At 75.8% G+C, this 2,193-nt stretch carries 3 protein-coding genes and 1 pseudogene; all 4 read left to right on the top strand.

Annotation, left to right across the window (positions count from 1 at the left end; genetic code table 11):
- Nucleotides 1–150: 150 nt before the first annotated feature.
- Nucleotides 151–740 (top strand): annotated as a pseudogene (locus tag BJF79_RS67775) (citrate/2-methylcitrate synthase); the annotation flags it as partial.
- A gap of 65 nt (nucleotides 741–805) precedes the next feature.
- A complete protein-coding gene (locus tag BJF79_RS63575) occupies nucleotides 806–961 on the top strand; it encodes a citrate/2-methylcitrate synthase (protein ID WP_262403168.1) in 156 nt (51 codons plus the stop codon).
- Nucleotides 962–1,007: 46 nt separating this feature from the next.
- Complete coding sequence (locus BJF79_RS38010; RefSeq protein ID WP_075904638.1) at nucleotides 1,008–1,367, top strand: hypothetical protein; 360 nt, start codon at nucleotides 1,008–1,010, stop codon at nucleotides 1,365–1,367.
- A 63-nt stretch (nucleotides 1,368–1,430) separates the two neighbouring features.
- Nucleotides 1,431–1,763 carry a DUF3817 domain-containing protein gene (locus BJF79_RS38005; RefSeq protein WP_075904636.1) on the top strand — a complete coding sequence of 111 codons (333 nt, stop codon included), beginning with the start codon at nucleotides 1,431–1,433 and terminating at the stop codon, nucleotides 1,761–1,763.
- Nucleotides 1,764–2,193: the final 430 nt, after the last annotated feature.

The following is a 2,193-nucleotide window of genomic DNA, read 5'->3' as shown; positions in this document are numbered from 1 at the left end:
CCGCGCCTCCGGCGGCTCCGCGTCGCACCGTCCTCCGCGCCCGGCGGAGCTTCCCGGCCTGCCGCGTCCTTCGAGCGCTCGCCCGGCGCGGACGGGACGGCGTGGGCGGCGCACCCGGACGGCGCGGCGGCGGTCGCGGCGCAGTCGGGCCTGCCGGACGGGACGCTGCCGCTCGATCGGCTGCAGCTCATCGTCACCGCCCTCGCCGTCACCGACCCGCTGCGGCACCACCTCGACCCCGAGGGCGTCGCCGTGACCGGGCGGGCCCTTGTCGCGGGCCTGGTCGAGGCGTTGCCGCCGCTGTCCGGCGGGCCGGACGGGCCGGGCGCGCGCGTCGCCGAACGCCTGTGGGGGCGGTTGTGCCCGCACCCGCCCGCACCCGGGCCGCTGCGTGCGCTGGAGGCGGCGATGATCCTGCTCGCCGACCACGAGCTCGCCGCGTCCACGGTCGCCGCGCGCGTCGCCGCGTCCGTCCGGCGGGGCCCTACGCGGTCGTCGCGGCCGGGCTGGGGGTGCTCGGCGGGTCCCTGCACGGCGGCGCGTCCTACGGGGTGGAGCGGATGCTCGCCGAGATCCCGGACGCGGACGCGGTGCCGCGCGTCGTCGGGGACCGGCTGCGCGGCGGGGAGCGGATCCCCGGGTTCGGGCACGGCGTGTACAAGGCGGGCGACGCCCGCGCCGCGGTCCTGCTCGACCTCGTCGCGGCGGCGGCGCCGGGGCACGAGCGGATCGCGGTCGCGCGGGCCGTCGCCGCCGAGGCCGCGCGCCGCCGCCTGCCCGCGATGAACATCGACTTCTGTGGCTGGTGCTGCTGGGCGCGGTCGCCGGGTTCGTGCCGGGCGCGGGCGAGGCGGTCTTCGCGGTGGCGCGCACCGCCGGGTGGCTGGCGCACGCCATCGAGGAGTACGGGCGGGGCGCCCCGCTGCGTCCCCGCGCCGTCTACGTCGGCCCGCCGCTGTGACGGGGGTGTGCGCGGTCTCCGGAAACCGCGGGGTAGTCTCGGTGACGTGCGACGGTTCCTCACTCCCGGCTGGCTCGGCCTGCATGCGCTGGCGATCGTGCTGTGCGGCGCGTTCCTCGGTTTCGGCTGGTGGCAGTACGACCGCGCCCAGGCCGGCAACGACCGCAGCTGGGCCTACACCTTCGAATGGCCGATCTTCGCGATCTTCGTGGTCGTGATGTGGATCAAGATGATCCGGGACGAGCGGGACGGCGTCGAGTCGCCCGCGCCGAAGGTGATCGAGGAGCCCGCCGAGGCCGCGGTCAAGCGGGAGATCATCCGGCAGCAGGAGGAAGAGGACCCCACGCTGGCGGCCTACAACCGCTATCTCGCGCGGCTCAACTCCGAGAGCCACCGGCGCGACTGACCCCGCACGAGCCCGGGCGCGCGTCCGAGACGCGGCCGACCGTGGCCTAGGAAAGGTGTGATTGTGGAAGGCGCGGTGACCCGGTACCGGATCCTCGCCATGCTGGTCGGCACCCTGCTGGTGCTCCTGGTGATCGGCATGGTCCTGAAGTACGGTCCGACCGACATGCCCGAGATGGCGGGCATCGTGTCCCCGATCCACGGCTTCTTCTACATGGTCTACCTGGCGGCCGCCTACGACCTGTGGCGGCGCACCGGCTGGCCGCTGAACCGGATGGTGCACATCGTGCTGGGCGGGATCGTCCCGCTGATGACGTTCTTCGTCGAGCGCAGGATCGTCCGGGACGCCCGCGCGCTGCAGGCGTCCGGCGAGCGCCCCGCCGAAGCCGGCGTCTGACGCTTTCCCGCGCCGCCGCACGGCGCGCATGAGCGAGGGCCCGCGAGGTGCGTGCACCTCGACGGGCCCTGGCTCCGCAGCGATCCCTTACTGCGTTGCGGCGGCCGAGACGGGGGTCGGACGGAGTACCGGCCGCCTTCGGGTCACCGGCGCATGGCCGGTTCGGATGGGAACTGGCGGCTCACCTCCTTCCCGGGACGGCCGCCGGGTCGAACGGACCCGGACGGCGGGACGAGGACGGGCGCCGCGCCGACACCCGCGTGATGTTCGGGAGAGCCGTCCGCGGCCGGAGGGAAGTCGGCCGCCGGAGCGTGGTCGATGGTCCGCGGCATGGACGCCGCCACGAGCCGGACGTGCGGCGGAGGCGGCGATCGGACGGGCGCGGGGACGGCCGGGGACGCCGCGGGCCCGCGGGTGCGCGGGACGTGGG

This window comes from Actinomadura sp. CNU-125 (genome assembly GCF_001942465.1).
GTDB lineage: Bacteria > Actinomycetota > Actinomycetes > Streptosporangiales > Streptosporangiaceae > Spirillospora.
This window is presented reverse-complemented; position numbering and strand designations above follow the sequence as displayed.